Source organism: Achromobacter aegrifaciens (assembly GCF_902859735.1).
GTDB lineage: Bacteria > Pseudomonadota > Gammaproteobacteria > Burkholderiales > Burkholderiaceae_B > Achromobacter > Achromobacter aegrifaciens.
In genome coordinates this window covers 237830-255679 of record NZ_CADIJY010000003.1, presented here as the reverse complement: position 1 = coordinate 255679, position 17850 = coordinate 237830, and the positions used below count along the sequence as shown (strand labels likewise).

17 protein-coding genes are annotated in these 17850 nt (G+C 67.0%); 13 read left to right on the top strand and 4 right to left on the bottom strand.

Annotated elements, in window-relative coordinates; all coding sequences use genetic code 11:
* Window positions 1-18: 18 nt before the first annotated feature.
* Complete coding sequence (locus HV766_RS11190; RefSeq protein ID WP_054450116.1) at window positions 19-1359, bottom strand: replication-associated recombination protein A; 1341 nt, start codon at window positions 1357-1359, stop codon at window positions 19-21.
* 78 nt (window positions 1360-1437) lie between these two features.
* Complete coding sequence (locus tag HV766_RS11185; protein WP_082400636.1) at window positions 1438-2229, bottom strand: deaminated glutathione amidase; 792 nt, start codon at window positions 2227-2229, stop codon at window positions 1438-1440.
* 153 nt (window positions 2230-2382) lie between these two features.
* Here HV766_RS11185 and HV766_RS11180 point away from each other — a divergent pair, with 153 nt between their 5' ends.
* The 9 genes from HV766_RS11180 (at window position 2383) to HV766_RS11140 (ending at window position 12139) form a co-directional block, all read left to right on the top strand.
* Entirely contained in the window at window positions 2383-3654 is a 1272-nt protein-coding gene (locus HV766_RS11180) for an amino acid deaminase (RefSeq protein WP_054450114.1), read from the top strand.
* Between the two features lie 118 nt (window positions 3655-3772).
* The gene (locus HV766_RS11175) at window positions 3773-5329 is read left to right on the top strand and encodes an ABC transporter substrate-binding protein (RefSeq protein ID WP_054450112.1); all 1557 of its coding nucleotides are present in this window, start codon (window positions 3773-3775) and stop codon (window positions 5327-5329) included.
* A gap of 139 nt (window positions 5330-5468) precedes the next feature.
* Complete coding sequence (locus HV766_RS11170) at window positions 5469-6410, top strand: ABC transporter permease (RefSeq protein WP_054450111.1); 942 nt, start codon at window positions 5469-5471, stop codon at window positions 6408-6410.
* Between the two features lies 1 nt (window position 6411).
* Window positions 6412-7287: an ABC transporter permease gene (locus HV766_RS11165; RefSeq protein WP_054450108.1), complete on the top strand. Its 876-nt coding sequence runs from the start codon at window positions 6412-6414 to the stop codon at window positions 7285-7287.
* 2 nt (window positions 7288-7289) lie between these two features.
* Window positions 7290-8297, top strand: a complete 1008-nt coding sequence (locus HV766_RS11160) for an ABC transporter ATP-binding protein (protein WP_054450107.1) — start codon at window positions 7290-7292, stop codon at window positions 8295-8297.
* Entirely contained in the window at window positions 8294-9295 is a 1002-nt protein-coding gene (locus HV766_RS11155; protein WP_054450105.1) for an ABC transporter ATP-binding protein, read from the top strand. The genes HV766_RS11160 and HV766_RS11155 overlap by 4 nt, the downstream gene beginning before the upstream one ends.
* Window positions 9296-9331: 36 nt before the next feature.
* Window positions 9332-10204, top strand: coding sequence for a MurR/RpiR family transcriptional regulator (locus HV766_RS11150; RefSeq protein ID WP_054450103.1), 873 nt, complete (start codon window positions 9332-9334; stop codon window positions 10202-10204).
* 13 nt (window positions 10205-10217) lie between these two features.
* On the top strand, window positions 10218-11672 hold the full coding sequence (locus HV766_RS11145) for an N-acyl-D-amino-acid deacylase family protein (protein ID WP_175181158.1): 1455 nt from the start codon (window positions 10218-10220) through the stop codon (window positions 11670-11672).
* A 53-nt stretch (window positions 11673-11725) separates the two neighbouring features.
* A complete protein-coding gene (locus HV766_RS11140; RefSeq protein WP_118931699.1) occupies window positions 11726-12139 on the top strand; it encodes a RidA family protein in 414 nt (137 codons plus the stop codon).
* A gap of 43 nt (window positions 12140-12182) precedes the next feature.
* Here HV766_RS11140 and lolA read toward each other — a convergent pair whose 3' ends face one another.
* Both lolA and HV766_RS11130 read right to left on the bottom strand, forming a co-directional pair.
* On the bottom strand, window positions 12183-12806 hold the full coding sequence (gene lolA / locus HV766_RS11135) for an outer membrane lipoprotein chaperone LolA (protein ID WP_054450098.1): 624 nt from the start codon (window positions 12804-12806) through the stop codon (window positions 12183-12185).
* Window positions 12806-15190 carry a DNA translocase FtsK gene (locus HV766_RS11130; protein WP_119450774.1) on the bottom strand — a complete coding sequence of 795 codons (2385 nt, stop codon included), beginning with the start codon at window positions 15188-15190 and terminating at the stop codon, window positions 12806-12808. Before HV766_RS11130 ends, lolA begins: the two co-directional genes overlap by 1 nt.
* A gap of 42 nt (window positions 15191-15232) precedes the next feature.
* Between HV766_RS11130 and trxB the strand changes: the two genes are divergently transcribed.
* From trxB to HV766_RS11110, 4 genes are read left to right on the top strand one after another with little or no spacing between them, the layout of a single operon-like run.
* Window positions 15233-16192, top strand: a complete 960-nt coding sequence (gene trxB / locus HV766_RS11125; RefSeq protein ID WP_054450094.1) for a thioredoxin-disulfide reductase — start codon at window positions 15233-15235, stop codon at window positions 16190-16192.
* The gene (locus tag HV766_RS11120) at window positions 16179-16847 is read left to right on the top strand and encodes a Smr/MutS family protein (protein ID WP_054450092.1); all 669 of its coding nucleotides are present in this window, start codon (window positions 16179-16181) and stop codon (window positions 16845-16847) included. Before trxB ends, HV766_RS11120 begins: the two co-directional genes overlap by 14 nt.
* The gene (locus tag HV766_RS11115) at window positions 16844-17173 is read left to right on the top strand and encodes a DMT family transporter (protein ID WP_054450090.1); all 330 of its coding nucleotides are present in this window, start codon (window positions 16844-16846) and stop codon (window positions 17171-17173) included. Before HV766_RS11120 ends, HV766_RS11115 begins: the two co-directional genes overlap by 4 nt.
* Entirely contained in the window at window positions 17170-17817 is a 648-nt protein-coding gene (locus HV766_RS11110) for a hypothetical protein (protein WP_175181157.1), read from the top strand. The genes HV766_RS11115 and HV766_RS11110 overlap by 4 nt, the downstream gene beginning before the upstream one ends.
* Window positions 17818-17850: the final 33 nt, after the last annotated feature.

The following is a 17850-nucleotide window of genomic DNA, read 5'->3' as shown; positions in this document are numbered from 1 at the left end:
AGCAACGGGCGACGCCCGTTACCGTTTCTTGGCGCGTTCCTGTGCGTCCAGCTCGCGCAGGAATGCCAGCTTTTGCTGGATTTTAGCCTCCAGGCCGCGATCGGTCGGCCGATAGAAGGAGGGATTGAGTCCATCGGGGAAATATTGCTCGGCGGCGGCGTAGCCGTGCGGCTCGTCGTGCGCGTAGCGGTAGGCCTTGCCATGGCCCAGCTGCTTCATCAATTTGGTGGGCGCATTGCGCAGGTGGATCGGCACCGGCGCGCTGCCGTGCTCGGCCGCGAACTTGCGCGCCTGGTTGTAGGCGTTGTAGACGGCGTTCGACTTGGCCGCGCAGGCCATGTAGACCACCGCCTGCGCCAGGGCCAGTTCGCCTTCTGGCGAGCCCAGGCGTTCGTAGATATCGGCGCCGTTCACGGCCAGGTCGGTGGCGCGGGGATCGGCCAGGCCGATGTCTTCCACCGCCATGCGCACCAGCCGGCGCGACAGGTATTTGGGATCGGCGCCGCCGTCGATCATGCGGCAGAACCAGTACAGCGCGGCGTCTGGGTTGGAGCCGCGCACCGACTTGTGCAGTGCGCTGATCTGGTCGTAGAACGCGTCGCCGCCCTTGTCGAAGCGGCGCAGGTTCTGCGACAGCGAGATCTCCAGCCAGGCCGCGTCCACCGTATCGCGGCCGGCGGCCTGGGCCGACTCGGCCACCACTTCCACGGCGCTGATCAGGCGGCGCGCGTCACCGTCGGCCCAGGCCGCCAGCTGTTCGCGCGCGTCGGCCTCGACATGGATGCGCTCGCCCTCTTCCAGCCCGTCGTTCAGGGCCTGCACGGCGCGGTCGACCAGCTGTTGCAGCTCCTCGGCGGTAAGCGATTGCAGCACGTACACCCGCGCCCGCGACAACAGCGCCGAATTGACCTCGAACGAGGGGTTTTCGGTGGTGGCGCCGATAAAGGTGAACAGCCCGCTTTCCACATAGGGCAGGAAGGCATCCTGCTGCGCCTTGTTGAAGCGGTGCACCTCGTCGACGAAGAGGATGGTGCGTCGTCCCTGGCCCTGCGCCACCTGCGCCACGGTGACCGCGTCGCGGATGTCCTTGACCCCGCCCAGCACCGCCGAGATGGCGATGAACTGCGCGTCGAAGCCGTCCGCCATCAGGCGCGCCAGCGTGGTCTTGCCCACGCCTGGCGGCCCCCAGAAGATCATGGAATGCGGCCGGCCCGAGTCGAAGGCGACGCGCAGGGGCTTGTCGGGCCCCAGCAGATGCGACTGTCCGACCACGTCGGACAGGGTCCGCGGGCGCAGCCGCTCGGCCAGGGGCACATAGGGCCGATGCGCAGGATCGGCCGCGAAGAGATCGTTGCTCATTGGCAGAAGATGAGGGGAGACAGCAAGTAATTCAAGCCAGCATTACACCATGGCGCGGGCCTGCCTCCCTTAGCGGTCCTAGGCCAGTCCCGGCGGCGCGAAGCGGCGGTTCGCCAGCACCGGCAATACCTTGCGGGCATGGGCCAGGCGTTCGGGGTCGATATCGGCGAAAACCAGAGCCGGGGCTTCGCCCGCCCGCGCCGTCACCACACCAAGCGGATCCACCACCATGCTGCAGCCAATGTTGCGTTCGCCGCATTCGCCGGTGGCAGCCACATAGCAGGTATTTTCCAGCGCGCGCGCCGTGACCAGCACTTCCCAGTGCATTTCCTTCAACGGGCCGCGAACCCAGGCCGCCGGCAGCACCAGCAGGTCGGCGCCGTCCAGCGCCAGGCGCCGCGCCAGTTCGGGGAAGCGCACGTCGTAGCAGGTCATCAGGCCCACGCGCAGGCCGCCGATGTCCAGCAGCGGCGGGATGTCGACGCCGGGCGTGACGTTGGTGGATTCCTTCATGTTGAAGGCGTCGTACAGGTGCAGCTTGCGGTATTGCGACAGGATCTTGCCGTCTTGCAGCGTCACCAGCGTGTTCCAGACCCGCCCTTCCCCGGTCGGCACATGCACGCACATCATGGTCGCCAACTGCGAGCCGCGGCTGGCTTCCAGCAGGCGGCTCATAAAGGGGCCGTCCAGCGGCTGGGCAGCCTTCAGGACGATCTGCGGATCGGTGATGTCGCGGGCCAGGATGCCTTCGGGCAAGACCAGCAGGCCGGCGCCGCCGGCGCGGGCGCGTTCCATCAAGTCTATGCAGACCTGGGCGTTTTCTTCCCAGACGCGGCTGACGGCGAACTGGCCCAAAGCAACTTTCAGCATGACGCTTCCTTGTGTCGGAGGTTTTTCCTATTGTCGCGCCAACCGCCGGCCAGCGCCGACTACGGGAAACTCCTAACTCCCGCTTGTAAATTATTTTCACGATAATGAAAAAAACCAGGTTTGACGTAAATATTTTCCATAGCAGGCGCCCCCATGACGAACTCCTCCTTCCCCGCAGCCCCCCTGGACGTGAACGGCAAAGGCCTGGGCGCCTTTCCGGAATCCTGTACCACCGCCGGCGTGGCGGCGCTGAACTGGAACCTGCTCAATGAGGACGTCAGCCTGCCCGTGGCGGTGCTGTACGAAGCCCGCGTGCGCCACAACCTGCAATGGATGCAGCGCTTCATGGAAGCGTACAAGGTCAAGCTGGCGCCCCATGGCAAGACCACCATGAGCCCGGCTCTGTTCCAGCGCCAGATCGCCGGCGGCGCCTGGGGCATCACGCTGGCAACCGCCCCGCAGGTCCGGGCCGCCTACCAGCATGGGGTGCGCCGGATCCTGATGGCCAACCAGCTGGTGGGCCGCGCCAACATGGCCATCATCGCGCACCTGCTGCGCGACCCGGCCTTCACCTTTTTCTGCATAGTGGACTCCCCGGCCAACGCGGCCCAGCTGGGCGCCTACTTCGGCGAACAAGGCCTGACCCTGCCGGTGCTGATCGAGCTGGGCCCGCAGGGTGGCCGCACCGGCGTGCGCGATGACGCCCAATTGCGGGCGCTGGTCGACGAAATCGGCAAATGGCCCGGCCTGGCCCTGGCCGGCATCGAAGTCTACGAAGGCGTGCTGCAGGAAGAAGACGCCATCCGCGCCTTCCTGCGCCGCGCCGCCGACGCCCTGCGCGGCCTCGCCGCCGCCGGCCGCCTGCGCAAGAACGGCCCCGCCCTGATCTCTGGCGCCGGCTCCGCCTGGTTCGACGTGGTGGCCGAAGAATTCTCGCAACTGGACATCGGCGCGCCGCTGGAAATCGTGCTGCGCCCTGGCTGCTACCTGTCGCACGACGTCGGCATCTACCGCTCGGCCGCCGAGCGCATCAACGCCCACAATCCGGTCGCGCAAAAGATGGAACCCGGCCTGCAGCCGGCCTTGCAGGTCTGGGCCTACGTGCAGTCTCTGCCCGAACCGGGCCGCGCCATCGTCGCCATGGGCAAGCGCGACGCCGCCTTCGACGCCGGCCTGCCCACGCCCGCCGCGCTGTACCGCCCCGGCCGTGACGCCGCGCCCGGCCAGGCTCCCGGCCACTGGAAGCTGAGCGCGATGATGGACCAGCACGCCTTCATGCAGATCGGCGCAGGCGACGACATCCAGGTCGGCGACATGATCGCCTTCGATATTTCCCACCCGTGCCTGACCTTCGACAAGTGGCGCCAGGTGCTGCTGGTGGACGAGCAATACCGCGTCACCGACGTGGCCGAAACCTTCTTCTGAACGGCCCTGCCCGCCGCACCGCGCCGGTACCCGGCGGGCAGGAGGAATCGCGGGATTCCGGCGCAAACCTCTAATTACTACAAGCAAAACCCGTTTTTGACCCTCTGGAGAGAGAATCATGAACTTCCGTACCTCCCGGCGAGGCGGTGGGCTCAATAGCCTGCTGCTGGCCGGCGCAATTGGCTTGACCGCATTGTCGACCCCCGCCCTCTGTGCCACGCCGATCAAGGGAGGCACGATTTCGGTTGCCACCATAGGCGAGCCGCCTACGCTGGATCCGATGACCAGCACGGCCGACCTGGTGGGCATCCTGACCCAGCACTTCTTCGAAACGCTGTACACCTTCGACGGCAAGTGGAACCTGACCCCGCTCCTGGCCGACAAGCTGCCGGAAGTCTCCGCCGACGGGCTGACCTACACGATCCCGCTGCGCCAGGGCATCACCTTCCATGACGGATCCAAGATGGATTCGTCCGACGTGCTGGCCTCGCTCAAGCGCTGGACCGAGACCGCCACGCGCGGCAAGATGGCCGCCAAGATCATCACCGGCATGGAAGCGCCGGACGCCAACACCATCCGCATCACGCTCAAGCAGCCCTATGCGCCCCTGACCGCGCTGCTGGCCATGAACAACAGCGCCGCCGTCATCATGCCCAAGGGCAAGATCGCTCCGGCCCTGACCGAATTCGTCGGTACCGGCCCCTACCAGTTGAAGGCGCGCGTGCCCGACCAGTACATCCAGCTGGTCCGCTTCGAAGGCTACAAGCAGCGCGAAGGCGAGCCCGACGGCTTTGGCGGCGCGCGCAAGCAGTACCTGGACGAGATCCGCTTCGTGCCGGTCAGCAACGCCAACACCCGCGTCGAAAGCGCGGTGGCCGGCCAGTTCGACTACGTCGACTCGCTGCCGGTGGAATCGCTGCCCAAGCTCAAGAACGGCCGCTCCGACCCCGTCATGCTCAAGCCCTTCGGCTGGCCGCGCCTGGTGCTCAATACCAAGCAAGGCATCATGTCGAACCTGGCGGTCCGCCAGGCCGTGCAGCTGGCGCTGAACGAAGAAGACATGCTGTACGCCGCCTTCGGCGACAAGAACTTCTACAAGCTCAACGGCGACCTGTATCCCGAGGGCTATCCCTGGGCCACGTCCCTGGGCGGCAAGGTCTACAACAAGGGCGACGCCGCCGGCGCCAAGAAGCTGGTGGATGGCGCCAACGTGCAGGACCGCAAGATCCGCATCCTGACCAGCCAGCAGTACGAGTTCCACTACAAGATGGCGCTGGTCGCCGCCGAATACCTGAAGGCCGCGGGCTTCACCGTGGACATGCAGGTGGTGGACTGGGCCACGCTGACGCAGCGCCGCCAGGACCCGGCCCTGTGGGACGTCTTCATCACGCACAGCCCCTTCCTGCCTGAACCCGCCCTGATCGACTTCCCGTCCAAGGACGCGCCGGGCTGGTGGGACACCCCCCGCCGCAACCAGGCGCTGGACGCCTTCAACCAGGCCAGCAACCAGGAAGAGCGCATCAAGCGCTGGGCCGATGTGCAGCAGGCCGTGTACGACGAAGTGCCCTTCATCAAGGTCGGCGACTTCAACGCCCAGGCCGCGCGCTCGCCGTCGCTGCAAGGCACCAAGGCCGTGCCGTGGCCCTACTTCTGGAACGCCTGGAAGTCCAAGTAATGGCGTAGCGCGGCAGGGCAAAGGCGCACACAAGACCTCCTGCCGCGCTCCACGCATCAATGCATGACCCGCAGAGCGCGCCCTTCCAACAAGCGCGCCGCCCCTCCCCACGATACGACGCTTTTTTAGGACATCCATCGTGTTGCGTTATCTCTTAAACCGGCTGGTCGGGCTGGTGGCCGTGATGTTCATCGTCGCGACCATCGTGTTCGTGATCATCCGCGTCACGCCAGGCGATCCCGCCGCCGTGATGCTGGGTCCGCAGGCCAGCCAGCAGGACATCGCCGCCCTGCGCACCCAGCTCGGGCTGGACCAGCCGATGGCCGTGCAGTACGTTTCGTGGCTGGGCAAGCTGGCCCAAGGCGACCTGGGCCAATCCATCTTCATGAACAAGCCGGTGCTGTCGGCCTTGGCCGACCGCGCCGAACCCACCATCCTGCTGACGCTCATGTCGCTGCTGATCGCCAGCGCCATCGCGCTGCCGGTGGGGATACTGTCCGCGGTCAAACGCGGCACCACGCTGGACCAGTCGGTACTGTCGTTCTCGATGTTCACCTCCAGCGTGCCCAGCTTCTGGCTCGGGCTGCTGCTGATGCAGGTGTTCTCGGTCAAGCTGGGATGGCTGCCCGTGGCCGGCTATGGCGGCCCCGACGCCTCGCTCATGACCCGGCTGTCGCACCTGATCCTGCCCGCGGTGGTGCTGGGCCTGGTGAACTCGGCGCTGATCACCCGCTTCATCCGCGCCAGCATGCTGGACGTGCTGCGCGACGACTATGTGCGCACCGCGCGCGCCAAGGGCTTGCCCGAAAGCAAGGTGATCCTGAAGCACGCCGTGCGCAATGCGCTGATCCCGATCCTGACGGTGCTGGGCCTGACCACGGCGCTGCTGATCAGCGGCGCGGTCGTGACCGAAACCGTGTTCGGCCTGCCCGGCGTGGGCAGCCTGGTGGTGTCGGCCGTGCTGCGCCGCGACTACCCCGTCATCCAGGGCGCGCTGCTGATCATCGCGGCCATCTACGTCCTGATCAATCTCTTCATCGATCTGCTCTACCTGCTGGTCGATCCCCGGGTCCGCTACTGATATGGCTATCGCAACTACCGCTAATTCCGGCGCGGGCGCCGACCGCTGGCAGGTCCTGCGCCTGCTGGTGTCGCGCAAGACCGTGCTGATCAGCCTGATCGTGATCGTCGTGCTGGTCCTGGCTGCGCTGCTGGCGCCCTGGATCAGCCCCTACGATCCGTTCAAGCTGTCCATCATGAACCGGTTGAAGGCGCCGGGCGCCGCGCACTGGTTCGGCACCGACGACTTCGGCCGCGACGTGTTCAGCCGCGTCATCCATGGCGGCCGCCTCTCGCTGATGGTGGGCTTCTCCGTCGTGATCGTGTCCAGCATCCTGGGCATCGCGCTGGGCCTGATCGCCGGCTTCTTCCGCACGGCGGACAAGTTCGTGTCGCGCCTGATCGACGCCATGATGGCCTTTCCCGACATCCTGCTGGCGATCTCGCTGGTGGCCGCGCTGGGGCCGTCGCTGGTCAACGTGGTGATCGCGCTGGGCATCGTCTACACGCCGCGCCTGGCGCGCATCGTGCGCGCCTCGACCCTGGTGATCCGCGAACTGCCCTTCGTCGAAGCCGCCCGCGCGCTGGGCGTGCCCACCTGGCGCATCGTCACCGTGCACGTGCTGCGCAACCTGGTGTCGCCCATCCTGGTGCAGGGCACGTTCATCTTCGCCTACGCGATCCTCGCCGAAGCCGGCCTGTCGTTCCTGGGCGTGGGCGTGTCGCCCGACATCCCCACCTGGGGCACCATGATCAACGCCGGCCAGCAGTACATGGGCTCGGCCGACTGGATCATGATCTTCCCCGGCATCGCCATCGTCCTGTCCGTGCTGTCGCTGCAACTGGTCGGCGACGGCCTGCGCGACGTCCTCGATCCGCGCCTGCGCAAGGAGCTGTAATCATGACCGCAAGCACCCGAGACGTCGTGCTTTCCGTGGAAGGGTTGAAGACCTGGTTCCACAGCCGCGACGGCATCGCCAAATCCGTGGACGGCGTTACCTTCGACCTGGCCCGCGGCGAAACGCTGGCCATCGTCGGCGAGTCCGGCTCCGGCAAGTCCGTGACCAGCCTGTCCATCATGGGCCTGCTGCCCAAGCCGGCGGGTCGCATCGAGGCCGGCAAGATCCTGTTCCGCGACCGCCAGGGCGCGCAGCACGACCTGGCCCAGGCCTCGCCCGCCACCCTGCGCAAGATCCGCGGCGCCGAAATCGCCATGATCTTCCAGGAGCCCATGACCAGCCTGAATCCGCTGTACACGGTGGGCGACCAGATCGCCGAAGCCGTGCTGCAGCACGAGGGCGGCTCCCGCGACGCGGCCATGCGGCGCGCCCGTGAAATGCTGGAACGCGTCGAAATCCCGGCGGCCGAGCGGCGCATCAACGAGTACCCGCACCAGATGTCGGGCGGCATGCGCCAGCGCGTGATGATCGCGCTGGCCCTGGCGTGCAACCCCGCCGTGCTGATCGCGGACGAGCCGACCACCGCGCTGGACGTGACCGTGCAGGCGCAGATCCTGGACCTGCTGCGCCGGCTGCAGGCCGAGATGAACATGAGCATCCTGTTCATCACGCACAACCTGGGCGTGGTGGCCGAGATCGCGCATCGCGTGGCGGTCATGTACGCGGGCCGCGTGGTCGAGGACGCCGGCGTCTACGACCTGTTCGAAAAGCCCACGCACCCCTACACCCGCGGTCTGCTGTCCTGCATCCCCACGGCCGCCCTGCTGGCCTCCGGCGAACGGCTGCGCGCCATCCCGGGCAACGTGCCCAGCGTGCTGTCGCTGCCGGCCGGCTGTACCTTCGCGCCGCGCTGCCCGCTGGCTGCCGACGACTGCCGCGCCGCCGTACCCGAACTCATGCCGGTGCAGACCGACCACCGCGCGCGCTGCATCAAGGTGAATCCGATATGACGAGTAGCCCCATTCCCATCCGCGCCGAGGAGCCGCTGGTGCGGATCCAGGACCTGAAGGTCCACTTCCCCACCTCGCAGGCGCGCCATGCGCCGGTCGTGAAGGCCGTGGACGGCGTCAGCTTCGACGTGCCGCGCAACACCATCGTCGGCCTGGTCGGCGAATCCGGCTCGGGCAAGACCACCACCGGCCGCGCCCTGCTGCGCCTGTTCGCGCCCACCGCCGGCCGCATCCTGTTCGACGGCCAGGACATCACCAAGCTGTCCGAAAAGCAGATGCTGCCCTGGCGCCGCCGCATGCAGATCGTGTTCCAGGATCCCTACGCCAGCCTCAACCCCCGCATGACGGTGGCCGAGATCCTGGGCGAAGCGCTGGACACCCACCGGCTTGCCCAGAACCGCCGCATGGCCCGCATCGGCGAGCTGCTGGAACGCGTGGGCCTGAACGCCGACCACAGCCGCCGCTATCCGCACGAGTTCTCCGGCGGCCAGCGCCAGCGCATCGGCATCGCCCGCGCGCTGGCAGTCGAGCCCGATTTCATCGTGGCCGACGAGCCGGTGTCCGCGCTGGACGTGTCGGTGCAGGCGCAGGTGCTGAACCTGCTGCAGGACCTGCAGCGCGACCTGGGCCTGACCATGCTGTTCGTGGCCCACGACCTGGCGGTGGTGGACTACCTGTGCGACGAGGTCGTGGTGATGTACCTGGGCCGTGTCATGGAACGCGGCCCGACCAGTGAGGTCTACGCCCGCCCCCGCCATCCCTATACCCGCGCGCTGCTGTCCGCCGCGCCGGTGCCGGACCCGCGCGCGCCGCGCTCGCGTATCCTGTTGAAGGGCGACATCCCCAGCCCGGTCAACCCGCCTTCCGGCTGCGTGTTCCGCACCCGCTGCCCCTACGCCATCGAAAGCTGCGCAACCACCGAGGCGCAGGCCGCCAATGTCGGCCCGGGCCACTATGTGGCGTGTTCGCGCATCGGCGACGCCGAGCTGGCCGCCTGATAACCGCCCAGTCCAGAACAGATCCAGGAAGCCCACATGAACATCATCCGCGACATCGTCTTCCAGATACGCAGTCGGCGGGACTCGCTGAGCGTGACCGAACGCAAGGTCGCCGACGCCATCCTGGACGACATCATCTGGGGCGCCAGCGCCACCGTCGACCAGCTGGCGGCCAAGGCCGGCGTCAGCATCGCCACCATCTCGCGCTTCGCGCGCACGGTCGGCTGCGACGACACCCGCGACCTGAAGCTCAAGCTGGCCCAGGCCAGCACAGTGGGCAGCCGCTTCCTGGACCCCAGCGCGCCAACCGAGGAAAGCACCTTCTACGCCCGCATCTACGCCGACATCGAAAGCACGCTGCGCGCCCACCTGCCCAACTTCACCGAGCAACTGTTCGAGGCGGCCGCCGGCATTGTGGACGGCGCGCGCATGATCTACGTCTTCGGCATGGGCGGCGCGTCGGCCGTGCTGGCGCAGGAAGTGCAGTCGCGCCTGGTGCGCCTGGGCTATCCCATTGCCGTGTACAGCGATGCGGTGCTGCTGCGCATGGTCGCGGCCACGCTGGACGAACGCGACGCGGTGCTGATCCTGTCGGCCTCGGGCCTCACGCCGGAAATCGTGGGCGCGGCCCGCATCGTCAAGCAGTACCAGGCGCGCATCGTCGCCATCACCGACGCCACCTCCGCCCTGGCTGAACTGGCCGACGTGGTGCTGCCCATCCGCACCGACGAAACCGACTTCATCTACAAGCCCTCGGCATCGCGCTACGCGATGATGCTGGCCATAGACCTGCTCTCGACCGAACTGGCCATGCTGAACCAAGAAGAAAACCGGGAGCGCCTGCGCCGCATCAAGCTGGCGCTGGACGAACACCGCGGCGGTCCAAACCGCCTGCCGCTGGGCGATTGAACTGGAACACAAGATGTACGACACCCTCATAGGCAATGTGCTGGTCCTGGACGGCACCGGCGAACCCGCCTACCGCGCCAGCGTGGCGCTGGCCGACGGCCGCATCGCGGCCATCGGCGACCTGCCCGGCGCGGCGGCGCGCAAGATCATCGATGGCACCCGCCTGGCGCTGGCCCCGGGTTTCATCGACGTGCACACGCATGACGACACCAACGTCATCCGCACGCCGGACATGCTGCCCAAGCTGTCCCAGGGCGTGACCACCGTGGTGGTGGGCAATTGCGGCATCAGCGCGTCGCCCGTGGCCCTGCGCGGCGAACCGCCGGACCCGATGAACCTGCTGGGCGCCCGCGCGGACTTCAGCTACCCCACCTTCGCGGACTACACCCGCGCCATCGAGGCCGCGCGCCCCGCCGTGAACGTGGCCGCGCTGGTCGGCCACACCGCCCTGCGCAGCAACCACATGGACCGGCTCGACCGCGCCGCCACTCGCGAGGAAGTGCTGGCCATGCGCGAGCAGCTGCGCGACGCGCTGGCCCATGGCGCCATCGGCCTGAGCACCGGCCTGGCCTATGCCTCCGCGTTCGACGCGGACACCGAAGAGGTCAAGCTGCTTGCCGAGGCGCTGGATGAATTCGGCGCGCTCTACACCACCCATCTGCGCTCGGAGTTCGCCGCCATCCTGGAGGCCATGCAGGAAGCCTTCGACATCGGCCAGCATGCCCGCGTGCCGGTGGTGGTGTCGCACCTGAAATGCGCCGGCGCCGGCAACTGGGGCCGCACGAAAGAAGTGCTGTCCGCGCTCGAGACCGCCGGCCGCCTGCAACACGTGGGCTGCGACTGCTACCCCTACTCCGCCAGCTCCTCGACCCTGGACCTGAAGCAGGTCACGGACGAGTTCGACATCGACATCACCTGGTCCGTGCCGCATCCGGAGCAGGCCCGCCGCAAGCTGGCCGACATTGCCGCCGACTGGGGCCTGAGCCTGCTCGAAACGGCCGCGCGCCTGCAGCCGGCCGGCGCCGTGTACCACAACATGCATGAAGACGACGTGCGCCGCGTGCTGTCGCACCGGCTCACCATGGTGGGCTCCGACGGCCTGCCCAACGATCCCATGCCTCACCCCCGGCTCTGGGGCGCATTCCCGCGCGTGCTCGGCCACTACAGCCGCGACGTGGGGCTGTTCCCGCTGACGGAGGCCGTGCACAAGATGACGGGCCTGTCCGCCGCCCGCTTCGGCCTGGCCGAGCGCGGATTGGTGCGCGAGGGCTACCACGCGGACCTGGTGCTGTTCGATCCGGCCACGGTCATCGACCGCGCCACCTTCGCCGCGCCGGTGCAGACTGCCGCTGGCATCGAGGCGGTCTGGGTCAATGGCGCCCTGTCCTATCGCCAGGGCGAGGCCACCGGCGACCGCGCCGGCCGCTGGCTGCCGCGCAGTGGCGACCTGCGCAAGAACTTCCAGTAAGCAACGGGCGAAATCCCGGTGCAAAACCGGCCATTCATTTCAAGGAGAGAACCATGAGCAATGCTCCCACCGCCGACAGCAACGGCATCACCCGCTACGGCGTCGCCGGCGGCACGGGCCAGGGCGGCTCGCACATGCCCTTTGCCCGCGCGGTCGCGGCCGACGGCTGGCTGCACGTGTCCGGCCAGGTGCCGATGGACAACGGCGAAGTCGTCGAAGGCGGCATCGTGACCCAATCGCACAAGGCCATTCAGCAGGTGCTGGCCATCCTGAAGGAAGCCGGCTACGGCCCCGAACACGTCGTGCGCTGCGGCGTGTGGCTGGACGACGCGCGCGACTTCGCGTCGTTCAACAAGGTGTTCAAGGAATACTTCGGCGAGAACCCGCCGGCGCGGGCCTGCGTGCAGTCGTCGCTGGTGGTCGACGCCAAGGTCGAGGTCGACTGCATCGCGTACAAGCGTCCCTAAGCGGACACCACACAAGAAAAAGCCTGGCGTTGCCAGGCTTTTTTCACATCTTCACGACATCAACACCCTTGGGCGCGACGAACTGGAATTCCTTGGCCGGCAGCTGCGGATTGGCGGCAATGCCGGACAGATCCACGCGGGTGGTCTGGCCAAATGAATCCAGCAGCTCCACGCGCACCGGCAGGTTGTCCTTCATGCCGATGTCCACGCGCGAAAAGCCCGCATCGGCGGTGCGCGGCTTGGCCCGCAGCCAATCGATCCCATCCTTGGACGGCAGGGCCGAAACGTCGAACGACTGCTCCAGCGACCCCGAGCCGAACAGGATGGCGGCGGGCGAGGTGCCGATGGCGGCATCGACCTTGCGTTCGGTGACCTGGGCCAGGTCCGGATCGAACTGGAATACCTGGCGGCCATCCGAGATCACCAGTTGCTCATAGGGCTTCTGCACCGCCCACTTGAACTTGCCGGGACGCTGGAACGAGAACACGCCGGTCTGGGCGGGCTGCGTGCGGCCCTGATTGTTCACCGTGTACTGCGAGAACGAGCCGGTGGCCGAGGTCACCGTGGCCACGAAAGCGCGCAGCTGCTCCTGCGCGCTGGCGGCAAACACCATGGCGGGCGCCAGGCTCAGGGCCGCCACGGCGGCCAGTCGGCGGAACATCTTCATCAAGCTTCCTCTCGGGCGGCGGCGGCTGCGGGAACCAGGATCTCGCGGTTGCCATTGGACTGCATCGCCGACACCATACCCGATTGCTCCATCTGCTCCAGTAACCGGGCAGCACGGTTGTAACCAATGCGCAGGTGGCGCTGCACCAGCGAAATGGACGCGCGGCGGTGCTTGAGCACCACTTCGCAAGCCTGGTCGTACATCGGGTCGGATTCGGCGTCGCCGCCGATGCCGGTGACGCTGCTGGCGCCTTCGCCCGCATCCCCGTCCAGGCCGCCTTCCAGCAGGCCTTCGATGTAGTTGGGTTCGCCCTGCGCCTTGAGGCTTTCCACCACGCGGTGCACTTCGTCATCGCTGCAGAACGCGCCGTGCACGCGTACCGGCAGGCCGGTGCCCGGCGGCATGTAAAGCATGTCGCCCTGGCCCAGCAGGGTTTCGGCGCCCATCTGATCCAGAATGGTGCGCGAGTCGATCTTGGACGACACCTGGAACGCGATGCGCGTCGGGATGTTGGCCTTGATCAGGCCGGTGATGACGTCGACGCTGGGACGCTGCGTGGCCAGGATGAGGTGGATGCCGGCGGCGCGCGCCTTCTGCGCCAGGCGGGCGATCAGCTCTTCGATCTTCTTGCCCACCACCATCATCAGGTCGGCGAGTTCGTCGATGACCACCACGATGGTGGGCAGCGGCGACAGCGGCTCCGGCGCGTCCGGCGTCAGCGAGAACGGATTCGGAATGGGTTCCTCGCGCTTGATGGCGTCGCGGATCTTGGTGTTGTAGCCCGCCAGGTTGCGCACGCCCATCTTGCTCATCAGGCGGTAGCGCTTTTCCATTTCGCCCACGCACCAGTTCAGCGCGTTGGAGGCCTGGCGCATGTCGGTGACCACCGGCGCCAGCAGATGCGGAATGCCTTCGTAGACGCTCATTTCGAGCATCTTCGGATCAATCAGGATCAGCCGGGTGTGGGACGCGTCCGCCTTGTACAGCAGCGACAGGATCATGGCGTTGATCCCCACGGACTTGCCCGAACCGGTCGTGCCCGCCACCAGCAGGTGGGGCATCTTGGCCAGGTCGGCCACCACCGGATTGCCGGCGATGTCCTTGCCCAGCGCCATCGTCACGACGGAATGGCTGGCGTGGTAGGTCTGCGAACCCAGGATCTCGGACAGGCGCACCATCTGGCGGCGCGGGTTGGGCAGTTCCAGGCCCATCAGGTTCTTGCCCGGAATGGTTTCCACCACCCGGATGCTGACCAGGCTGAGCGCGCGCGCCAGGTCCTTGGCCAGGTTGACGATCTGGCTGCCCTTCACGCCCGTGGCGGGCTCGATTTCGTAGCGCGTGATGACCGGGCCGGCCTGCGCCGCCACCACGGTGACCGACACGCCAAAGTCGGCCAGCTTCTTTTCGATCAGGCGCGAAGTGAATTCAATGGTTTCGGCCGACACCGTTTCCTGGTTGGCCAGGGGTGGATCCAGCAGGCTGATCGCGGGCAGATCGCCTTCGGCGCCGCCCGAGGGCGCGAAGAACAGCGATTGCTGCTTTTCCTTTTCAACGCGTTCGGACTTGGGCACCACGGTAATGGCGGGTTCGATCCGCACCGGCTGCTCGTGGACCAGCTTTTCCTGCTTGGCCACGACCTGTTCGGTGCGCACGGCCTTGGCGACCTCGCCGACCTTGCGGTCTTCGCGGGCGGCGTAGGAGTCGCGCACGCGACGCACCAGGCCCTCCAGCCACGAGCCCACGCGTTCGGCGATGGACAGCCAGGAAAACGAGAAGAACAGGCTCAGGCCGATGGCCAGCATGACCAGAAAGGCCAGCGTGCTGCCAGTGAAACCGATGCTGCGGCCGATCAGGTCGGCCAGCGTCTGGCCGATCACGCCGCCGGCGCCGCTGGTGTTCTCGGAGGCGCCGGGCAGATGCGTGCCGCGGCTGGCCAGGCGCAGGGCTTCCATGCCCAGCGACCCCACCAGCAGCAGAAAGAAACCGATGCCCTCTTCCCAGTGGACGCGGGGCAACACTTCCGGCTGCTTACTATTGGTAACGCGAAGATGGCTGGCCAGGCGGCGGTAGCCCGCGCGCACCCGGTGCAGCAGCAAAATTACCCACCACCAGGCGGAAAAGCCGAACAGATAGAGCAGGATGTCCGCCAGATAGGCGCCCAGGGTCCCGCCCTTGTTGTGGATGGCGCCGGCGGGGACGGAATGCGACCAGCCAGGGTCGGCCGCATTCCAGGTGGCCAGCACCAGCGTCAGCCAGGCCGCCAGGGCGGCGAAGAGGATCCAGCGGGCTTCGCGCAGCAGAGCGGACAAGCGCGTCTGCAGGGGGGAAGGCCCGTTACGGGTATTGCGCGAGGCGCGCGGAGAAGCAGTCGAGATACGCGGCATGCGGCTCATTATAATTGGGCGTTAACCTAAAGATACCCGCCCATGTCCACGCCTACGCACGCTAAAGTTTTGATACTCGGTTCCGGCCCCGCCGGTTACACGGCGGCCGTCTATGCGGCACGCGCCAATCTGAGCCCTGTTCTTGTTACAGGTCTGGCCCAAGGCGGCCAGCTCATGACCACCACGGACGTCGACAATTGGCCGGCCGACGCCGATGGCGTGCAGGGTCCGGACCTGATGCAGCGCTTCCAGAAGCACGCCGAACGTTTCAACACCGAAATGATCTTCGACCACATTGCCAAGGTCGATGTGTCCAAGCGCCCGTTCACCCTCACGGGCGACACCGGCAAGATCTACACCTGCGACGCCCTCATCATCGCCACCGGCGCCTCGGCCAAGTACCTCGGCCTGCCGTCTGAAGAGGCCTTCATGGGCCGCGGCGTGTCCGGCTGCGCCACCTGCGACGGCTTCTTCTACCGCAACCAGGACGTCGTCGTCGTCGGCGGCGGCAATACCGCCGTGGAAGAAGCGCTGTACCTGTCGAACATCTGCCGCAAGGTCACCCTGATCCATCGCCGCGACAAGTTCCGCGCCGAGCCCATCCTGGTCGACAAGCTCATGAGCAAGGTCGAGAACGGCAACATGGAACTCAAGCTGTTCCATACCCTGGAAGAAGTGCTGGGCGACGACAGCGGCGTCACCGGCGTGCGCGTGCGCCACGTCGACACCGGCGTCACCGAAGACATGGCGGCCACCGGCGCCTTCATCGCCATCGGCCACCAGCCCAACACCGAAATCTTCCAGGGCCAACTGGAAATGAAGGACGGCTACATCGTCACCAAGAGCGGCCTGTCCGGCATGGCCACGATGACCTCGGTCCCGGGCGTGTTCGCGGCCGGCGACGTGCAGGACCACGTCTACCGCCAGGCCATCACCAGCGCCGGCACCGGCTGCATGGCCGCGCTGGACGCACAACGGTGGCTGGAGAATGCGGGGCAGTAAGGTCGGCCTGGCCGACCTGAAACGCCTGAAGAAAGACCTGCAGGCCGAGCGCGAACGCGCCGCCCTGGCCCAGCGGGTGGCGGTGCTGAAAAAAGCCGACACCGCCCCCGTGGACGACATGGCGGCGTTCAAGCGCACGATGCAGTCGGTCACGCCCATCAAGCAGGCCGCCCGGGTGGAGCACAAGCCCGTGGCACAGCCTGCGCCCGCGCTGCGCCGCGCCAACGCGCTGGGCGAAACGCCCACGCGCGCCGACGCCGGCGTCTCAGACGGCGGCGAAATCACGCATCTGCTGTCCGAAGGCGGCACCGCCTTCGTACGCAGCGACGCCGCGCCCGACACCGCGCGCAACCTGCGCCGCGGCCAATGGCGCGCAGGCGCCGAACTGGACCTGCACGGTCTGCGGGTGGAACAGGCCCGCCACGCCCTGCTGTCGTTCCTGGACGAATGCCAGGAGCACGGCATCCGTTGCGTGCGCATCGTGCACGGCAAGGGCTATGGCTCACAGGGGCTGGAACCGGTGCTCAAGGACAAGGCCCGCACCTGGCTGGTGCAGAAAAACGAGGTGCTGGCGTTTTCCGAGGCGCCCGAGCGCGAAGGCGGCGCGGGCGCCCTGCTGGTGCTGCTGCGACAAGCCGAAGGAACGCGCAAATGAAGTGGCTCTATCTGGGCATAGCGATCATCGCCGAGATCTTCGCGACCAGCGCGCTCAAGGGGTCCGAAGGCTTCACCCGCCTGGCGCCGTCCATCGTGACGGTGTTCGGCTATCTGATCTCGTTCTACTTCCTGTCGCTGACCCTGCGCGAGATACCGGTGGGCATCGCCTACGCCATCTGGTCCGGCGTGGGTATCGTGCTGATATCCATCGTGGGCGCGGTGCTGTTCAAGCAGCACCTGGACACGCCCGCGCTCATCGGCATCGGCCTCATCATCGCCGGCGTGGTGGTGATGAACGTGTTCTCGAAATCCGTTTCGCATTGAAGCCCCGCGACGGGTCCACGGCGAGTTCCCGGATCCGCCGCTGGCTGGCGGCCTGGCTGTGCCTGGGCTGTCTGGGCTTGCTGCCGGCCGGCAATGCCTGGGCCCAGGAGTGCAACCGCGCGGCTGAGCTCGTGCGCTACCGCACCTGGCTGAGCGCTTTCAAGCAGGACCTGGACCAGTTGTCCGCTACGCCCGGCCCCTTGTCGCAAGCCCAGTTGGAGGCGATGTTCGCCCGCACGGTGGTGCCCGGCTCACGCGGCGCGGGATTCATCCGCCAGGCGTTCACGCAGCGCGGCGGTGAAGGCGCAAACTTTCCGAAGCCTGGCCCGCGCGCCGTGCTCATGGCCGTGCTGGACAGTGCCATCCCCGCCGGCCAGGGCGGCCTGTATCCGGAAGCGGATGCTGCCCTGAACGTCGCGGAGCTGACCGTCTGGTACCTGCATGTGGATGTCGGCGACATGACCAATACCTACCTGCTGTCGGGCGAGCACTTCACGCCTTACCGACTACCTCCTCCGGGCAAGCTGGAACGCAACGCCTACCCCTTCCTGCTGATGGACACCCGCGACAACGCCTTGCGCCTGGGCGGCGTCAGCAGCGAACTCTGGGGGCTGATCGCCTACCTGCACAATGCCGCGCTTTGATTGCTCTCTGCGTCTGCTTGCGCTGACGGCACT